The 16,596-nt window shown below is 61.3% G+C and carries 12 protein-coding genes; 2 read left to right on the plus strand and 10 right to left on the minus strand.

All coding sequences use genetic code 11. From position 1 onward, the window contains the following. Nucleotides 1-357 precede the first annotated feature (357 nt). Nucleotides 358-792, plus strand: a complete 435-nt coding sequence (locus ACFVVC_RS21970; RefSeq protein ID WP_387458384.1) for a DUF664 domain-containing protein — start codon at nt 358-360, stop codon at nt 790-792. A 246-nt stretch (nt 793-1,038) separates the two neighbouring features. Continuing rightward, nucleotides 1,039-2,280, plus strand: coding sequence for a hypothetical protein (locus ACFVVC_RS21975; protein ID WP_387458386.1), 1,242 nt, complete (start codon nt 1,039-1,041; stop codon nt 2,278-2,280). 417 nt (nt 2,281-2,697) lie between these two features. On the opposite strand, the gene ACFVVC_RS21980 is transcribed toward ACFVVC_RS21975, so the two are convergent. The 10 genes from ACFVVC_RS21980 to ACFVVC_RS22025 all read right to left on the minus strand — a co-directional run bounded on the left by ACFVVC_RS21980 (nt 2,698) and on the right by ACFVVC_RS22025 (nt 16,513). After that, the gene (locus tag ACFVVC_RS21980; RefSeq protein ID WP_387458388.1) at nt 2,698-3,726 is read right to left on the minus strand and encodes a serine hydrolase domain-containing protein; all 1,029 of its coding nucleotides are present in this window, start codon (nt 3,724-3,726) and stop codon (nt 2,698-2,700) included. A 774-nt stretch (nt 3,727-4,500) separates the two neighbouring features. Continuing rightward, complete coding sequence (locus ACFVVC_RS21985) at nt 4,501-5,436, minus strand: carbohydrate kinase (protein WP_387458390.1); 936 nt, start codon at nt 5,434-5,436, stop codon at nt 4,501-4,503. A 3-nt stretch (nt 5,437-5,439) separates the two neighbouring features. Continuing rightward, nucleotides 5,440-6,933: a glycoside hydrolase family 32 protein gene (locus ACFVVC_RS21990; protein WP_387458392.1), complete on the minus strand. Its 1,494-nt coding sequence runs from the start codon at nt 6,931-6,933 to the stop codon at nt 5,440-5,442. A gap of 92 nt (nt 6,934-7,025) precedes the next feature. Then, entirely contained in the window at nt 7,026-8,636 is a 1,611-nt protein-coding gene (locus ACFVVC_RS21995; RefSeq protein WP_387458394.1) for an ABC transporter substrate-binding protein, read from the minus strand. A gap of 81 nt (nt 8,637-8,717) precedes the next feature. Beyond that, nucleotides 8,718-9,698 (minus strand): carbohydrate ABC transporter permease, encoded by a 981-nt coding sequence (locus ACFVVC_RS22000; RefSeq protein WP_387458396.1) that lies wholly within the window; start codon nt 9,696-9,698, stop codon nt 8,718-8,720. Between the two features lie 7 nt (nt 9,699-9,705). Continuing rightward, nucleotides 9,706-10,686, minus strand: a complete 981-nt coding sequence (locus tag ACFVVC_RS22005) for an ABC transporter permease (RefSeq protein WP_387458398.1) — start codon at nt 10,684-10,686, stop codon at nt 9,706-9,708. Continuing rightward, entirely contained in the window at nt 10,683-11,726 is a 1,044-nt protein-coding gene (locus tag ACFVVC_RS22010) for a LacI family DNA-binding transcriptional regulator (protein ID WP_387458400.1), read from the minus strand. Before ACFVVC_RS22010 ends, ACFVVC_RS22005 begins: the two co-directional genes overlap by 4 nt. A gap of 165 nt (nt 11,727-11,891) precedes the next feature. Next, on the minus strand, nt 11,892-12,893 hold the full coding sequence (locus ACFVVC_RS22015) for a low temperature requirement protein A (RefSeq protein WP_387458402.1): 1,002 nt from the start codon (nt 12,891-12,893) through the stop codon (nt 11,892-11,894). 7 nt (nt 12,894-12,900) lie between these two features. Then, nucleotides 12,901-15,111: a UvrD-helicase domain-containing protein gene (locus tag ACFVVC_RS22020; protein WP_387458404.1), complete on the minus strand. Its 2,211-nt coding sequence runs from the start codon at nt 15,109-15,111 to the stop codon at nt 12,901-12,903. A gap of 763 nt (nt 15,112-15,874) precedes the next feature. Further along, complete coding sequence (locus ACFVVC_RS22025) at nt 15,875-16,513, minus strand: nuclease-related domain-containing protein (RefSeq protein WP_387458406.1); 639 nt, start codon at nt 16,511-16,513, stop codon at nt 15,875-15,877. Between the last annotated feature and the right edge of the window lie 83 nt (nt 16,514-16,596).

The following is a 16,596-nucleotide window of genomic DNA, read 5'->3' on the forward strand; positions in this document are numbered from 1 at the left end:
TTTGGAGGGCTCCACGGAGACGCCCGGGAGTCATATGAGCTCGGTTTGTCCTGCCAAAGGGGGTGTGGACACTGTCCACACTTATGTCTTTTTTATTTGATGGTCGTGAGTACTTGATTCTGATATCTGGTGGGCCACAAACCTTTCGGTAACGCTGCAGGAAAGATTCTTGGACCACAGCCTGACTGCAATTGGGGTGGTCTGCGGTGATGAATGGCAGTGCTCCAGGCCACCTAAAGGTCGTCTTGGGATGTCACGAGGCGGGTGTAAGAAGCAGTCAGGCCAGCTTGCGTCTGCTGCTCGCTGTGTGCCGTATCCCTAGGGATACGGCACACAGCAGCGTGTAGCGTTCAGTTCATGCCAATCCATAAAAGTGAAAGAGGGGCACAGCTTCGTGAGTATTTGAACGATGCCCGTGAAGCAATCTTGTGGAAATGTGAGGGCTTGAGTGATGCCCAGGCGCGTACTCCCCTGACTCCGACAGGCACCCATGTCATGGGCCTACTGCTCCACCTGGCCGTCACCGAAGCCCAATACTTCATCTCATGTGTTGGACGGGAAATTGAGAACCGCGTTATCAGGGGCGTTATCGAAGCCGACGCCGCTCAGGCAGACTTCCACCCGCCGCCGAACATTACGCTGGTCGATGCAGTTGAGATTTATCGGGAAACAACCGTCGCGGCCGACGCAATACTCGACGAATTGAAGCTGGATTCACCGGCCGTGGTGCCGTGGTGGGTAAAGCATCGGCATTGCGGACGCGACGCAAGTCATTTGGCGGCTGGCCCATAACGACAAAAAGCAATCACAGAATGCCGCCACCTATCGGGAAACTTCACATCCTTTTTCTTCGTCGTCCCAATTTTCCGGGGCAGGACGCTGCGCCCAGTCCGACGAGCGATCGAGCCCGGAATTCTCGATTCAAGCTGTTCTTGAATCCCTTCGTTTTCAAGAATCAATTACGCGGATTCTTAACTTCGAAATATTTGGCTTGGCCGCCTTTTGACTCCAGATGCGAGCGTAGACGATGCTTCATCAATGGGATGGATGGATGGATGGATGGATGGGGCAGTCAACGGAATGGTGTCGCGGCTATTGATGGCCGGCTACACGGACTTTGAGGCACTGTGCTTGGCGCAAGCTGCGTACCTCAAAGAACACAAGCGGGTATCCGGCGTTCCGCCGACCGTTCTACAACGAAGCCAGGTAACGGCAGCGGTGAATAACGCACTTCAAATACTCGGGGCCTATGCAATGGGGGTAGAAGCTCACCGTCAGCGAATCCTCTTATGGGAAAGGGTTTTTGGTGCTGGATCTTGGCACGAGCCCATCGCCAATGACCTGATCGATAGCTCCATCGCTGACCAACCGAAGCAGCCGGTCGGTGCGTTAGACGAACCAACGGAAGTCTTCATTCAAGATGAAGTGAGCATTGAGAGTGAGGAGCACAGCGACAACGATTCTGACTACGACGAAAGTCTAGAAATCATGCGTGGTGCGCTCCGCTACGTCGACGGAAGCGACCCAAATTTTTCAGGAGACCAACACATTGCTGCTGCTACTCTCTTCGACGGGCGAGGCGAGGACCAGCAGATTTGGCATGGGTTTCTCCTAACAAGCGAAGGCAAGATCGGCTTCTTTGAAGACGCGGACGCGCTGGCAGAGAACGTAGAAGATGGCAGTCCAGTTGTCCGTGATCTTGGAGACCTTCGAACTTGCTCCATCTACATGCCGAATCAAGCCGTAACGAGGAAGGATTTTAGTCAACTCCGTTTCCTTGGAGAATCCAAGGACTTCCAGTTCATTATGGGCTTCGGCCCGGAACATGATCTGATGCGGATCACCCTCCACTACGCAGCCTTTCCCGCACATCTTCGGCCGGAAATAGTAGAAGCGGCGCAGGGTTTCCTCTACGTTCTGCAGAAGGCACTAGCACTGCGCGCGGCGATCGACGGGTCTTTCACCTCAGGCGGGCGCTACTCAAGATATTTTGCCGGCGCGGTCCGATACTTCGGCGCTCCAACAGATTTTGATGAGGATCAGATCATGGTTCCGGCCACCCTCAATGAAATCCAAGGCGACGAAAGGAAGAATTGGCCAGGATTCCTTATCAGCTTCGCCGGCTTTGCCCTACTCGCGGGGCTTATGGCCATCCCGTTCACCGGCGGAGCGATCCTCTTCTTCACGGTTCTCCTGGCGGTCCCGCTCCTCGTCGTCATGGGCATGGGCCTCTCCCGGGAGATGAAAGCCGAGTCCGCGCCGACGTATCCAGGCATCTGACAACGCGGAAGGCCCCGGTCCGCGTAAAAAAAGACCGGGCCTTTCTGTTGCCCCAGAAGGCTTCAGTGAGCTTCTCTGCCTCGAGCCGCTTGATGTGCCGCTCCTCGAGCTCAATGTCTTCCATGAGGTCCTCCCGGTGGCCCATGAATCCACCGTGTCGGTAGAGATGCTGCATGTACGACAGACGGCCTCGCGCCGCTTCAAAGCCCAGTTCGAAGGGTCCTCCCCGCTTGTCACAGCGTGCGTTCGGCTCTCCGTACTCGCGCTGCTCCTGCTCGGTCCGGATAGGCCCGACTGTGCCCTCGACCTCCACGACGCCCACAGCAACAGGTGGCTTCTGTCGAGGTCGGCCCTCGATCCGGAGGCGGATCATCGCCTCCCGCCACCCGGGGGATGATCCTCGTTCAGCTGATTCTTTCATTGAACGGGAGTGCAGAGCCGATCAAGGGTCTCATTGAGCGTCGACTCAATTTGGCCATTGAGGAGATCACGCTTGTCCGCAGTGGACGGATCCTCAAATCCGGAGGGCATTGGTGGCACTGTAACTGTCATGGCTGCCTGGTATCGCCCGTCTGCGCTGCTCACGGCTACCGTCTGGTAGTCATCGAACGAGCCCAGGCCCTCGTGTCTCGACTCTTTCGAGCATCCGTCCGCGTGCTCCCAGACGCCCAGCCCGTACGGGCCAAAGCCGGGGCTGGTTTTCATCTCCTTCAGCGAGGTCGGAGAGACCGCCCGCCCCTGGAAGATGCCAGCCATGAGGAGGTTCAGGTCTTCCATGGTCGATACCGCGCCACCAGCCGGGTTGCCGACAGTGAAGGTGTTGTCTGTGGTGTCGATGCGTTCTCCGCGGAGGGTCACGTAACCGTGCAGTAGCCCGTTCTCGTGAGGGTCGAGATGGTCAAGACTAGTGTGCTTCAGGCCGAGGGGGTCAAAGACCTCCTCCTGCATGACCTGGACGAAGGGCTTGTGCCGCAGTGTCTGGACGAGGAGGCCAAGGGCAAGGTAATTGGTGTTCGAATACTTGAAGGTCCCGACACTGGTCGGGGTCCAGGGGAGGGTGCCTGCCAGCTCCAGGCCTCGCTCCATGGTGAGTGTCTGTGACAGCACGGGGCGGAAGTCGACATCCTTGGGCAGGGCATCGTTGACCTCGGGGATCCCCGATGTGTGGCTGAGCAGTTGCCTCACGGTGACGGGGCCCGGGGGTTTGAGCGCGGATGTGAAGCCAGGAATGATGTCGTTGACGGGATCGTCGAGTCCGATGAGGTGGTCGTCCACGAGTTTCAGCACGGTCACGGCTGTCATCGTTTTGGTGACGCTGGCGACCTCGGCCCGATCCGTGGGCTGAGCCGGGGTCCTGGACTCGAGGTCACGCACGCCGTAGGCCTTGGACCACTCGCCCTCGGGCCAGCGGACTTGTACGACGGTGGCTACGGCGCCCTCATTCATGAACAACTGGATCTGATTTTCCAGTGAAGCGAAGGGACTGGGGGAGCTTGACGAGGGCTTTGGCTCATCCGGGGAATAAGTGCAGCCGGACAGAACGAGGAGCAAGCCGAGGGCCGCCGGCATCCAATCATGATTCTTCGTGCGCATTTTCCGCATCCAGTCGGGACGAGGTTAGAGGTCAGGGCCGTCTGCGGCACCAGGCCCGGCCAGACCCCGATGGCGCCGTCGCCCAGCCCCTCAATTTTATGACTGGCACTCGTGGTGGGGAAGTCGTTGCCTCCAACCTGCCAGCTCAGATTGTCCTTTGCTGATCCTTGCTCCTAAGAAGCGCCAGCATTTTTTGGTTTCACTCTGACTGCGCGAGGGCCATCATTGGATTGCCGGAGTGGCTGCTGCAGCGATTGGAGAAGGCCGTGCTACCGAAGCCCCTGCCGGGTCCAGTCGACCACGAGTTGTTGGCCGCGCCTTCGCTGGCCGGATAGCGCTCGGCCGGAGGCGTAGATTGTCCTCAAATTGGGCCGGTGCGTGCTGGACAAACACCGGGACGAGGTATCACTGGGTGAATTGACGACGGAGATGGCTGGCGGCAGGGAGTTGGACGTGCTTTCCCACGAACTGCGGACGCCGGCAGAATAGATCCATGCGGGTGACTGGCGGTGGTGCCGCCACGAAGAACACGACGTGCGGGCCACCGGCCTGACGGCTGAACCTTCCGCCAGCCGCGGATGTACTCAGAACATCATCCTTGAGGCCAGTGTTCGCGGATGGCTTGAGCTAAGCCGTGATGCCGTCCTGCTGCAGCCGTGCCGACAGTTCGTCGGCGGTAGGCGGCACTGCGCCTTTTCGGCTGACCGTGATTGCGGCTGCGGCGGCAGCCGTTCGGCCGAGTGTTGCCTGGGCCTGGGGCGCCAGCCCGTGTGTTCCGCGCGCGAGTAGCCCGTATATCAGGGCGGCCATGTATGAGTCTCCTGCTCCGATGGTGTCGACGACCTGCGTGGGGAACGCCGGTACGTGCACACTGCCGTGAGGAGTCATCAGGAGTGATCCGTCTGCACCCAGTGTGGTGACGACCAGCCCGGGTCCGAGGCGAAGGATTTTCTCGCCAACCTCCTCCACCGTCAATTTTGGGTAGAGCCAGGCGGCGTCCTCGTTGCTGAGTTTGATGACGTTTGCAAATGCCGTCAGATCCTCGAACGTCGACCGTGCCTCCCATACGGAGCCCAGCAGAGCCGGCCTGATGTTTGGGTCGTAAGTGATAAGACACCGACGATGAGCCTGTGCAACAAGTTCCCTCACCACCACGGCTCCGGGCGCCAGGAACGAAGCGAGGGATCCCGTGTGCAGGATTTGCGGCAGGATGGGCGCAGCGATCCTTAAGGGGGCCCAGCTGATATCGAACTGGTAGGACGCGGACCCATCGGCGGACAAAGTGGCGGTTGCGGTGGCCGTTGGGCTGTCGCGGTGTGCACCTGGCAGGAGTTCGACGCCGGCGCTGTTCAGGTGGGCGGCGATCGCGCGCCCCCGGGGATCTCGGCCAATCGACGTGTGGAAGCTGGTTTGGATCCCCAGGCGACCCAGCCCGTAGGCCACGTTTGCCGGTGAACCGCCGGGGTGTTCGGAGACTCCTTCCGGAGAGTTGACGACGTCTATCAGGGCCTCGCCGACCACAAGGACGTCAGGGCCGTGCGGTTGTTTGGAGCATGTGTTCATGTTTCAGGCGAGCGGCGTCAGCTGCAGGGAAGCGGCGGCTGTTCCGCCGGTCGAGTAGAGCGCCAGCGAGGTCGCGGAGGGGTCAGGGAAGATCAGTTCGGTCAGCGTCACGAGCCCGTCCTGCGCAAAGATCTCAACGGAGCAGTGGTCGATGAAGATCTGCAGGGAGTAGGTCCCATCGGGGCCCGGCTGGATTGGTGCGGTGCTGACGGAGGGGAAGGCGTCGTGGAATCCAGTGTCGCCGGAGTTGGTGCGGTCCACAAGGAGTTCGCCGGATGCCGGACGGATGCCAATCCTGGTAGCGCCACCATCCTCGCCGCCCCTGACCGCAACGCCGTATTCTTCCGCTGTTCCCGGAGTGAAGGTGACCTGTATCTGCTGGACGGCCGTGCCGCCGTCGACCGCAACCGTCCCGTCCAGTTGCAGCTGCTGAGCGGGAACGGGAACCGAATTGGTGGTGTATTCGGCGGCGGGTTGCTGGACCAGCCGCGGCTGTCCGTTGACGGAGGTGAGGGTGACGTCGCGGACGAGGCTCATGGGGCTGCGCCAGGGGGAGGTGGGGATGTGGTTGGCATATTGCCAGTTGTTCATCCAGCCGATCATCAGCCGCCGGCCGTCCGGGACGTTGCTGAAGGAGACTGCTGCGTAGTAGTCCCGACCCCAGTCCAGCCACTGGTAGTCGGCTACGCGGCCCTCGTCCTGCATGCCCTCGGTGACCGTGGTTTCGGAGCGGAACGTGACGCCGTCGAACTGTCCTACGAAGTATTGCCCGGCGGACCCGCCGTTGGGGCCGCCGGGGTTCATGTTCACGGTCAGGACCCATCGGGTGTTCCCGGCGTCGCCGTCCAGGGGAAGTTCGAAGAGATCCGGGCATTCCCAGATGCCTCCCGTGCCGTTCGCGGGCCCGAAGGTGCTCAGGTACTCCCAGGTCTTCAGGTTGTCGGAACGGTAGAGGAGGACAGCGTAGTCGTGGGCTTCGACGGCGGCCATCACCCAGTAGCTGCCTGCGGGGCCTTCATAGCGGAAGACCTTGGGGTCACGGAACTCGGGGGAGTCACGCGTGAGTACGGGGTTGCCGGCGTATTTGGTCCATGAGTAGCCGCCGTCTGTACTCCAGGCGAGGGACTGTGCCTGGATGCCGGGGTGGGCTGAGGCCGGCTTGTAGGCGCTGGTGTAAATGGCTACCAGCGGGGCGGCGCCGTCGTTGCCGAGCCCGGAGGTGTTCCCGTGGTCCACCACGATGCTGCCGGAGAAGATCTCCTCAGTGTCATCGCATGGGATGGCCACCGGTTGCTCTTCCCAGTTCACCAGGTCTGTGGATGTTGCGTGTCCCCAGGACATGTTGCTGTGGACGTTCCCGAACGGGTTGTTCTGGTAGTAGAGGTGGTAGGTGCCTTCGTGGAAGACCAGGCCGTTGGGGTCGTTGAGCCAGGTGTCCCTGGCCGTGTAGTGCATGGCCGGGCGGAAGGTCTCAAGGGTGGACGTGACAGTGTTCATGGGTCTCTTTCGTGATGCCGCCGGCCGGGGCGGCGCAGGCTGGGTGCCGGGCGCGGAGTCCGCGCCCGGCACCGGGAGGGAAAGCCGGGGGCTTAGGAGTTGCTCTTGTACCGGTCGTAGGCCTGCTGGTAGACCTCGACCATCTTGTCCACTCCGATGTTCTTCAGCTGTGAGACGTAGCCGTCCCATTCGTTCTCAATGCCGCCGGAGACGATCCATTTGGCCGTTGACTGCTTGACGATGGTGGCGGCGTCGGACTCGATAGTGCTGATCTGCTGGATTTCCTCATTGGACAGCGGGACCGGCGGGTAGCCGTCGTTGGCGGCGAAGGGCTGGTAGTTCTCCTGGACCGTCTTCTGACGCTCGGCGGCGCGGGGTTCGGGCGCTACGACGTTTTTGAAGTTTTCAGCGGTGTTGGCTTTGGGACCGCCCGGGGCGACCTTTTGCCGGCGTTCGCCTTCGCTGGTGCCCGCCGGTGCGGGGATCTGGGTGAGCAGCCCGGTGGCGGGGTCCTTTTGCAGGGTTTCGCCGATGGGTCCCCAGTTGGCCTGGGCAGACTGGATGGGGTCGTAGAGGTGGTCCGCCCAGCGGATGGTGGCGGCGGGGTACTTGTCCGCCCGCGTCACGGCGAAGGCGCCGCGCGCGATCTCCTGGTTATTGGACTGGCTGGCCCGGCGCTTGCCGTCCACTCCTTCCAGGACCGGCAGCAGCTTGTAGTCGGAGGCGCGGTCGGCGCCTACCATTTCCTTGATCTCCCACCAGGCGAATGACCCGAGGTTTTCCGTTCCGGCTTTGCCCTTGGCCAGGTAGGCCTTGTCGTCCTGGGAGAAGGATTCCGGATCGATCAGTCCTTCCTGGTACCACTGGTGGAGGGTCTGGAGCGCCTTCTTGTAACCGTCCTGGGTGGCGGTGTAAATGACCTTGCCGTCCTGGACGATCCTGTGGTCCATGTTGTCCGGAACGCCGCCGAGTGCGGCGATCAGGTCCACGATGTCCCCGCACCATGAGCCAGGCATGAAGCTCAGTGGGATCGTCTTGCCGGTCCCGGATGCGTCGCGGTTCTTGAAGGCAAGCAGGGCGTCATGGAGTTCGTTGACGGTTTTGGGCATCGGGATGCCCAGCTTGTCCAGCCAGGCGGTGTTGATGGCCATTTCGTTGGGGAACTGGACCAAGCCGAGCTCCTCGATGGAGGGGAGGGAGTAGATGTGCCCGTCGGAGGAGGTGATGGCTGCCTTGATGTCGGGCCGGTCCGTGAGCAGCTTTGAGAGGTTGGGAGCGTTCTTCTCGATCAGTCCTTCCAGCGGGATGAGGGTTCCGCTGGCTGAGTACGTGGCGATTTCGGCGTCGGTCAGGCCGCTGTTGAAGAAGGCGTCGGGCAGGTCGCCGCTGGCAAGGATGAGGTTCTTCTTTTCCTTGAACACGGTTTCGGGAAGGTTCTGCCACTCGATGTGGACGTTGGTGTCCCTTTCCCATTGCTGCACCAGGGACATGGTGTTGTAGTCAGGGGCCAGTGCGGTTTTAGTTCCGGAGAACTTGAGGGTCAGGGTGTCCTTGACGATCGGCAGCCCTGACTGTTGGAAGCCGAAGTCCGCGGACGAATCCTTGATCTCCGTGGTGCCCTTGGAGTTTCCTGAGCAGGCGGTGAACAGCATCGTTCCTGCCATCAGGGCGCCGGCGACGGCGAGTTTGCGGCTGGTTGCCATGGGTTTTCCTTTGCTTGGGTGGAGGGGAGCAGCACGACGGCGGTGCGGGGCAACGGCGCCGGGCATTGGTTTTGCGGGGTGTCAGCTCTTGACGGCACCGATCATGGTGCCCTTGGTGAAGTGCTTTTGCATGAACGGCAGGGCGATCATCAGCGGGAGGCTGGAGACCACGATCATGGCGTATTTGGTCAGTTCGGCGATCCGCTGGGCGGCGGCGTAGGACTGGATGTCCCCGCCGGTGGTGCCGGTGGAGGAGACGTCCGATTGGATCAGGATGTTGCGCAGGACCAGTTGCAGCGGGTACTTGGTGTCATCGTTGAGGAAGATCAGGGCGTCGAAGAAAGAGTTCCAGTGGGCCACCACATGGACCATGATCATCAGCATGATGAGCGGCTTGGACAGCGGCAGGACCATCCTGAAGAAGAAGGTGAAGTCGTTGGCGCCGTCCATCTGGGCGGCTTCGCGGAGTTCGCCTGGAATGGTGTGTTCGAAAAACGAGCGGGCGATGATGAGGTTCCATACGCCCACCGCACCCGGCAGGACAACGGCCCACACTGTGTCGAGCATGCCCAGGTCGCGGACCACCAGGTACTTCGTGATCAGGCCGCCGTCGAAGAACATGGTGACCACAAAGAGCAGCATCAGGATCTTCCGGCCCGGCATGTCTTTCCGGGACAGGGCGTAGGCGCCGCACAGGATGGTGCTCACGCTGATGGCAGTCCCCAGCACGGTGTACACCAAGGTGTTGCCGAGGCCGTTCCAGATCCGGCTGTCGGCGAGTATGCGCTGGTAGCCTTCCAGCGTCACCCCGGAGGGGACCAGCCACACTTTGCCTTCATAGACGGCATTCGGGTCGCTGACGGAGGCGATGACGATGAAGTACAGCGGGTAGACCACCGCGATGATGGACAGGGTCAGGATGGTAATGGCCGTGATGTTGAAGGCTTTGTCGGCCCACTTTTCGCGGAAAGGGACGGGCCGCCCGGGGCCTGGATCGTTCGTTCCAGGCCTGTTTCGCTGGGCAGCGGCCGGAGTGGCCACGGGTTCGGTATGGAGGGTCATAGCGGCATCACCAGAGGGTTGCTTGGTTGGCCCGGCGTGCTACCCAGTTGAAGGTCAGCAGCAACACGAGGTTGAGGACGGAATTGAACAGGCCAATGGCGGCCGAATAGCTGAACTGTGCCTGCTGCAGGCCCGCATGGTAGACGTACGTCTGGATGATTTCCGACGCCGGCAGGTTCAGGTTGGTCTGCATCAGCAGGGCCTTTTCGAAACCGACGTTGAGCAGGTTCCCGATGGCCAGGATGAACAGGACAGTGACCACGGGCATGATGCCCGGAAGGTCGATGTGGCGGATGCGCTGAAGTTTGGAGGCGCCGTCCACCTTGGCTGCGTCGTGCAGCGCAGGGTCGATGCCGGAGAGAGCAGCCAGGTAAACGATCATGGAGAACCCGGCGTTTTGCCAGACATCCGAGATCACATAGATCGGCCGGAACCACTCGGCCGAACCCATGAAGAAGATCGGCTCGCCGCCGGCCAGTTGGAGGGCGTTGTTGACCAGGCCCGACCGCGGCGACAGCAGCACGAACATCATTCCCACCACCACCACCGTGGAGATGAAAGCCGGCGAGTACAGCACCGTCTGCGTGAACTTCTTGAACCGTTCGCTCTGCAGCTGGTTGACCAGCAGGGCCAGGACAATCGGGATGGGGAAGGCCACTACAAGCCCGAGCACCGCAATCCAAAGCGTGTTCCCCACAACCTGGCCGAACTGGTATGAGTTCACGAACCTGGTGAAGTGCTGGAGCCCCACCCACGGACTTCCTGTGAAGCCGTCAACCGGGTTGTAGTTGCGGAAGGCGATCTGCACTCCGTACATCGGCCAGTACTTGAAGACCGCGATATATATGAGGGCCGGGGTCAGTAATACGTATAACTGCCAGGACCTGGCGACTTTCTTCAGCCGCAGTGGCAGGGGAGTGCGGCGCGTTGGTCCAGCGGGTGGAGCCGGCGGCGCTGCCGGTGTGGATCGAGCCAGGATGCGGCTCATGGCTTCTCCTTGGGATGAGTCACTGAGGTTCTTTCGATCAGGGGGCAGGTGATGAATTCCACCTGGCCGTCGGGTTCGGCGCCTTGCAGGATGAGGTCCACGGCGCGGCGTCCCATCTCCACGAACGGCAGCTCAAGGGTGGTGAGGCCGGGCCGCAGGTGCGGGGCGAGGGTTTCCTGGTTGTCGAAGCCGATGATGGATAGGTCACGCGGAATCGAAAGGTGCAGTTCCTGGGCGGCCTGGTAGGCGCCCCAGGCGGTACGGTCGTTGGCGCAGAAGATGGCGGTGGGCGGCTCCGCAGCCGTAAGCAGCTCGATAGCGTGGGTGAAGCCATCCTCTTCGTTGCCCCTGCCGAAGCGCACCAGCTCCGGCTGAACGCCATGCCCCGCTTCGTTCATGGCCTGGGTGTAGCCCCGAAAGCGTCCGACGGCGGCGGGGAGTTCGCTTTCCAGGGTTTCGATGTTGATCATCGCCACCCGGATATGGCCGGCGTCCAGAAGACGCCGGGTAGCCATGAGGCCCCCCAATTCCTCGTCGGGAGCCACGCTGTGCAGGCGGCCCCTTCGGTCCTGGGAGTTCAGCACCACGGAAGGGACGTCCATCAGCGCCTCGGGCACGTCCAGGCGGCGGTGGTACATGCCCGCATACACCACCCCAGCCACCTTGTAGCTGAGCATGGAGTCCAGCGACGCTGCCTCGAGGGCCTTGTTTCCGCCGGTGTTCATGGTAAGCAGGAGCAGGCCGTCTTCCCATGCCCGTTCCTGTGCGCCTTCGATGATCTTTCCGGCGAACGGAGCGGTGGCCACGGCATCCCCGAGGAATCCGATGATTCCAGAGACGCCGTCACGCAAGGTTTTGGCATGGGCGTTGGTGCGGTACCCGAGCTTCTGGACGGCATCCTGCACCCGTTTCCGGGTGTCGTCCGAAAAACGCGATCCGGTGGCCGAATTCAGGACCAGGGAGACGGTTGCCTGCGAGACACCCGCTTCCGCCGCGACGTCATGCATGGTGGGTCCTGAATGGGGGCGGGGTCGTGCCATGGGCACCTCCTTGGGCCGGTGGTTATTCGTATCAGTTATTCGTATAACTGGATTGCTGTAACTGTAACCTGCGCCATATTGAGCCGTCAAGGGATGGGACTCTGGAATTCGGCAACCCATTCTTCTTGATGCTGGAGCTCACCGTTGCTGGTTGCCCTGCAGCACTTAGTGATCAACCGGTGCTGTCCGCGCGAGGTTCGCGAGTGATTGCTGTTGGTGCTTCCGGCCGGCGGCTTCGAAGCCCACGACCGAAACAGCCGGAGCTGCGGTGACGATCAGCAATGTCACTCCAATCGGCACACCTGCCGCGGATACCGTGGCGGCCAGAGCAAGGATGGCGGTGGTGGCGACGGACAGCCATGCGTGCAGTCCGTCGAATTCCTGCAGCATGTAGGTGTAGCCGGCCATCACGGCCAGGCAAAAGACGGCGAACGGGATGATCACGGTGAGTGTGGAGGCGAAGGCTCCAATCCCCGCGGCTCCCTCGATGGCGTAGGCGGCCACATGGAGGCCTGCGCCAATCGCAACGATGCCTGCATACAGGGCAAAATGCAGGTAGATGAAGGGTTGGAACTTACGGCGGAAACGCGAGAGGACCCAGCCATAGGGTGTCATAAAGTACATCCACCACAGGCCGAAAGTCAGGCCGACTCCGGCGGTCACCACCGTGACGGCGTCGAAGCTCCATCCGGCGATTCCAACCAAGGCGTTGACCGAGGCGACAGTTCCAAAGACACCTTCGCCAAGAGCAATGATTGCGAGCAGGCCAAAACGCTCTGCGATATGATGCGCATTCCACCCCACTTCGCCGCTGCGCTGTTCGACGAGGCGGGTTCCGGTAATTTCCAGCAGGAACAGGATTACGGCCGCCAGGACGAACAAGGGGAGCGTCGGCCTGGTGATGGCAATCCCCAGCCATCCGGTCATTGAGGTGCCCACGAGGAGCGTGTGCTGGAGGGCTGAGCGCCGCTGCCCGCGGTCCTGGCGGGCTAGTCGGGTCCACTGCAGGAGCGTCGCGGTCCGCATGACGAGATACCCGGCGATGATGACCCGGGGATCGATGGAATCGCCGCTTCCCAGAGTCCGAAAGAAGTCGGGCAGGCCCAGCGCCAGGATCATCACACCGATCATCTGGATCATCGTGGCGAGGAAGGACCTTGGTTCCACAGTTTCGTCAGTTTGGAAAAGCTCCGCCCATGCCTGTGTTTTTCGGCCGTGGTTGTGCCGCGGGGCTGTTGGTCATTTTGGCGTAGGTGGCGGTGTTCATGGTGCCTTTGCAGGCGGGATATTCGCTGCAGCCGTAGAAGGTGCCGTATTTGCCGGAGCGTTGGGTCATGAATCCGTTGCCGCATGTGGGGCAGATGACCGTTTGCATTGGTTGCCCATTGAGGTTTTGCAGTGTGAGGCCGTGATCCCGCACCAGTTCTTTGATGAAGGGGGATTCCTGGCCCTCGACGGTGAGGAGCAACACTGATCGTCTGGCCCGTGTGAGTGCGACGTAGAAGAGGCGCCGTTCCTCGGCCAGGGGATAAGTGTCGCCGTCCGGCATCGCGAGTTCGAGTACGGGGTCATCGATGATGGTGCTGGGGAACCCGTATCTGCCTTTGGTCATTCCAAGGATCACGATGTAGTCAGCTTCGAGGCCTTTTGCGCCGTGGACGGTGTTCATCTGTATGTTCAGGTGATCCCACCCGTTTCCGTAACCGGCGGGGATGCTGTTGAGCAGGTGACGGTATCGGGCGAGGATACGGACCTGAACTTGACCTTCGGCCCCGGCCGGCACCGCACCGGCGCGCACCTCGCGGTTCAGTTGTTCCAAATAGGTGTTCACGGCGCCGGCGAACCTATCCGCGGTGTTGGCGAACCGGTTGGTGTTGCTGACGGCGACGATTCTGACCGGAGTTCCGATTTCCGGGGTCAGGGATTTGACCTTTTTAGGTAGTTGTTGGGGATTTTTTTGAATGAAGGCGCTGGAGATGTCACTGATGCTTTGCGGGGACCGGAAGGTTCTCTCCAGGCGCAGGGTCTGACCGGGGCCGAACCAGCGGTGAAAGTCCGTCATCACTGACAGGTCCGCGCCGGCGAACCTGTTGATGCTTTGCCAGTCGTCGCCGACCGCGAACAGGTACCTGTCGGAATGATTGACCAGGGCCCGTACCAGTCGTGCCCGTGCGTGGCTGGCGTCTTGCATTTCGTCGACCATGACCAGGTCATACCCGCTGTCCCACCGGCCGGCTTCGATATGGTCGGCGGCGTGGTTGAGCATGTCCTCGAAATCGATGTCGTTCTCCGCCACGAGTTCCTGCTCCCATTTGTCTCGGATTGACCCGAACAGGGTCAGGAAGATCGAATGCCGGAACCGGTTCCGGAGTCCGGGCCGGGATTTCAGACTGTCCCGGAGGGCTGCGTCGTCGAGCCGGTTGCTCTTCGCGTGGATCAGGAAGGTCCGGAACGTCCGTACGAGTTCCGCGTTCTCGATTACCTGGCGCCCGGGGACGGGACGGTCCGGGTTGGGGTCGAGGGTGAGGCCGCGGTCGGTGAGTTCCCTTTCTAGGTAGCTGAACGCAGTTCCGTCCCATGTTCCTGCCGTGGTGGTCTCCAACAGGGTGGTCCCGTACTGCTGGTGGGTTGCGCGTTTCCAAGTGACCCCGTCGAGGTACCCTTCGAACCCGGTGCGGGGCGCCCGGCCGTGTGCATCCAAAGCGAAGTGCTCGTGGTAGGCGTCAATGTCGGGGTAGTAGAAGTCTGGGCAGTATTGCCGGTGTTCAGCGTCGGTGGTGTCGTGCTCATACCGTGCTTCATATTTGTACTGGACCCCGTTGTAGAACAGCCAGTCAGCAATCATCCGTTCGCCGTGGCTTTTGACGGTTTCGCCCTGCAGGGTCCGAAGCGCCGGGGCGTTCGTTGCGGTCTCCCAGAGGTCTGGATCCTCCTGTTCCTGCCCGAATTCGGGCAGGTCACTGCCGAGAACGATGCGGAAAAGGTCCCACAATGTTCGGAACCCGGGCTCGGTATCCCTGAGGCCGTCAACCAGGCGCATCAAGTGATCATGGTCCTGTCCATTCTCCAGCCACGGGGCCAGGGCAGGTTTACGACCGGTGGCCTTCCCGATGACTTCCAGTCCGAATGCGTGGAAGGTGCGGGTGGCGACCTTCTCCCCGTCGAGCTCCAGGGGCTGCAGGCGGTCCTGGATCCGTTGTTTGATTTCTTCGGCGGCGTCTTTGTTGAAGGCCAGCAGCAGGATCTTCTCCGCCGGTACAAGGTTTCGGTGCAGGGCGTAGGCGGTTTTGGCGACCATGGTGGAGGTCTTCCCGGAACCAGCGGAGGCGATGACCTGCACGCGGTTGTCGAAACAAATGACGGCGTGGGCCTGCTCCCGAGTCAAGAGTGAACGCTCAACCCGGTCAAACAAGTCAGCACAGGATTCCAGCTCGGAACTCAGGTGATCTGCGTTTAACCCTGCAATGTATTGTTCGAGGTTACTGCTCCATAACCGGATTGCTTTCTGGGCAGTAGTGTCGAGAGCGGCAATGTGGCCGGCCAAGTGCGGTTCGCGCAGAAGCTCCCCGAGCCTATCTCCGGGTTTCGTTTCTTCCCACCGCAGGCGAAAGTCCCGGCTAAGCCATCGCCGTCCCGCCGCGGAGGGAAGGGCTGCATCGAAGAACCCTGCCGCCCAGGACTTCACCTCAGCGACACCCAGCAGCAGTTCGATGGCGTCTCCGAGTTCACGGGCGGATCGGGAGGGAATGCCGCGCAGCACGATGCTTCGTCCCTCGCAAGGCACTACGAGCCTGGACCACAACACGCCTGGCAGCACTATCGGCGATGTCTGTGCCTCCATGGCGACAGCAAACGACGCTCCGTCGTGGCGGACAGTCAGACAGTCATCACCAAGGGTGAGCTGCCAACTGCCAGAACCGGTCACGAGCTTCCCGAACCCCGACGGTCCCCACGTCGTCAACATCCGCCCCGCCCTCCCGGTAGTGTCGTTGCTGGTCCAGCTGAGAAGAGATGAACCGGGTTAAGAAGAGCAGCTGCTGGGCCAACAACTATCAAAAAGCGTCCGCCACCAAGTATGGCAGCGCTATGGCACCTACCTGTCCGGGCAGTAAGTGGGATGTCGGTGACGGACGCCGTCGACAAGGACGTCACGAGGATTTGAACCGCGAAGCTACCGACTCACGGACACCGGCGACGTCGACGTCGCCGCCGGTGTCTTCTGTAAGCAGTTTCGCCAGCCTTTTCGGCCAGACAATGTGGATGCCACGCGTCGTGGAAGCACCCCCGATCAGGGGCCAGTCAGCATCAACGAAACACAGCACCCCGGTGACCGGCACATCCCCGACGAACTCGCGTATGTGTCCGACCTGTTTGAGTACTCCATCGATCAGATTCGTGCAGTCCCGCCGGCCTACGAGGAGCATCTCGACGCGTGGTCGGAGGATTCCGCCCTCGATCTTCAGCTCGGGTCGCCCCTTGTACCGCTTGGCGTCGATCACCCAGATTCCACCGCGAGTGATCGCGATGTGGTCGATGTTCGCCTTCGAGCCAGGGATACGGCGATCGTGGAGAACTGCTATGTCATCGGTGACCAGGGCATCCAGCCGGGCGCCCAGGCGTTCCTCACCGACCGCGCCTCGATCCCACGCTTTGGTGCTTTGCCGCTCGTCAGCGAGGGCCACTGCGATGCCACCGAAACGGCCCCATTTCTCATGGAGCCTTGCCTCATCCTTGGCCTTGCGGCGCTCATATTCACGTCGTGCGGACGACCCGGCTACTCCGGACACAGCGGACGACTGACCACGAGGTGGTTCGAGACCGCGCGGCATGGCGTCTGTAGCCTCGGTGGCACATTCCAAGCATCGGACGG

The organism is Pseudarthrobacter sp. NPDC058196 (genome assembly GCF_042882685.1).
Taxonomy (GTDB): Bacteria; Actinomycetota; Actinomycetes; order Actinomycetales; family Micrococcaceae; genus Arthrobacter.

Bases quoted from the DNA above. Each gene is read 5' to 3' on its own strand.
- ACFVVC_RS21970 (WP_387458384.1), top strand. From the start codon at position 358: ATGCCAATCCATAAAAGTGAAAGAGGGGCACAGCTTCGTGAGTATTTG.
- ACFVVC_RS22000 (WP_387458396.1), bottom strand. From the start codon at position 9,698: ATGACCCTCCATACCGAACCCGTGGCCACTCCGGCCGCTGCCCAGCGA.
- ACFVVC_RS21990 (WP_387458392.1), bottom strand. From the start codon at position 6,933: ATGAACACTGTCACGTCCACCCTTGAGACCTTCCGCCCGGCCATGCAC.
- ACFVVC_RS21975 (WP_387458386.1), top strand. From the start codon at position 1,039: ATGGGATGGATGGATGGATGGATGGATGGGGCAGTCAACGGAATGGTG.
- ACFVVC_RS21980 (WP_387458388.1), bottom strand. From the start codon at position 3,726: ATGAATGAGGGCGCCGTAGCCACCGTCGTACAAGTCCGCTGGCCCGAG.
- ACFVVC_RS22005 (WP_387458398.1), bottom strand. From the start codon at position 10,686: ATGAGCCGCATCCTGGCTCGATCCACACCGGCAGCGCCGCCGGCTCCA.
- ACFVVC_RS22010 (WP_387458400.1), bottom strand. From the start codon at position 11,726: ATGGCACGACCCCGCCCCCATTCAGGACCCACCATGCATGACGTCGCG.
- ACFVVC_RS21985 (WP_387458390.1), bottom strand. From the start codon at position 5,436: ATGAACACATGCTCCAAACAACCGCACGGCCCTGACGTCCTTGTGGTC.
- ACFVVC_RS21995 (WP_387458394.1), bottom strand. From the start codon at position 8,636: ATGGCAACCAGCCGCAAACTCGCCGTCGCCGGCGCCCTGATGGCAGGA.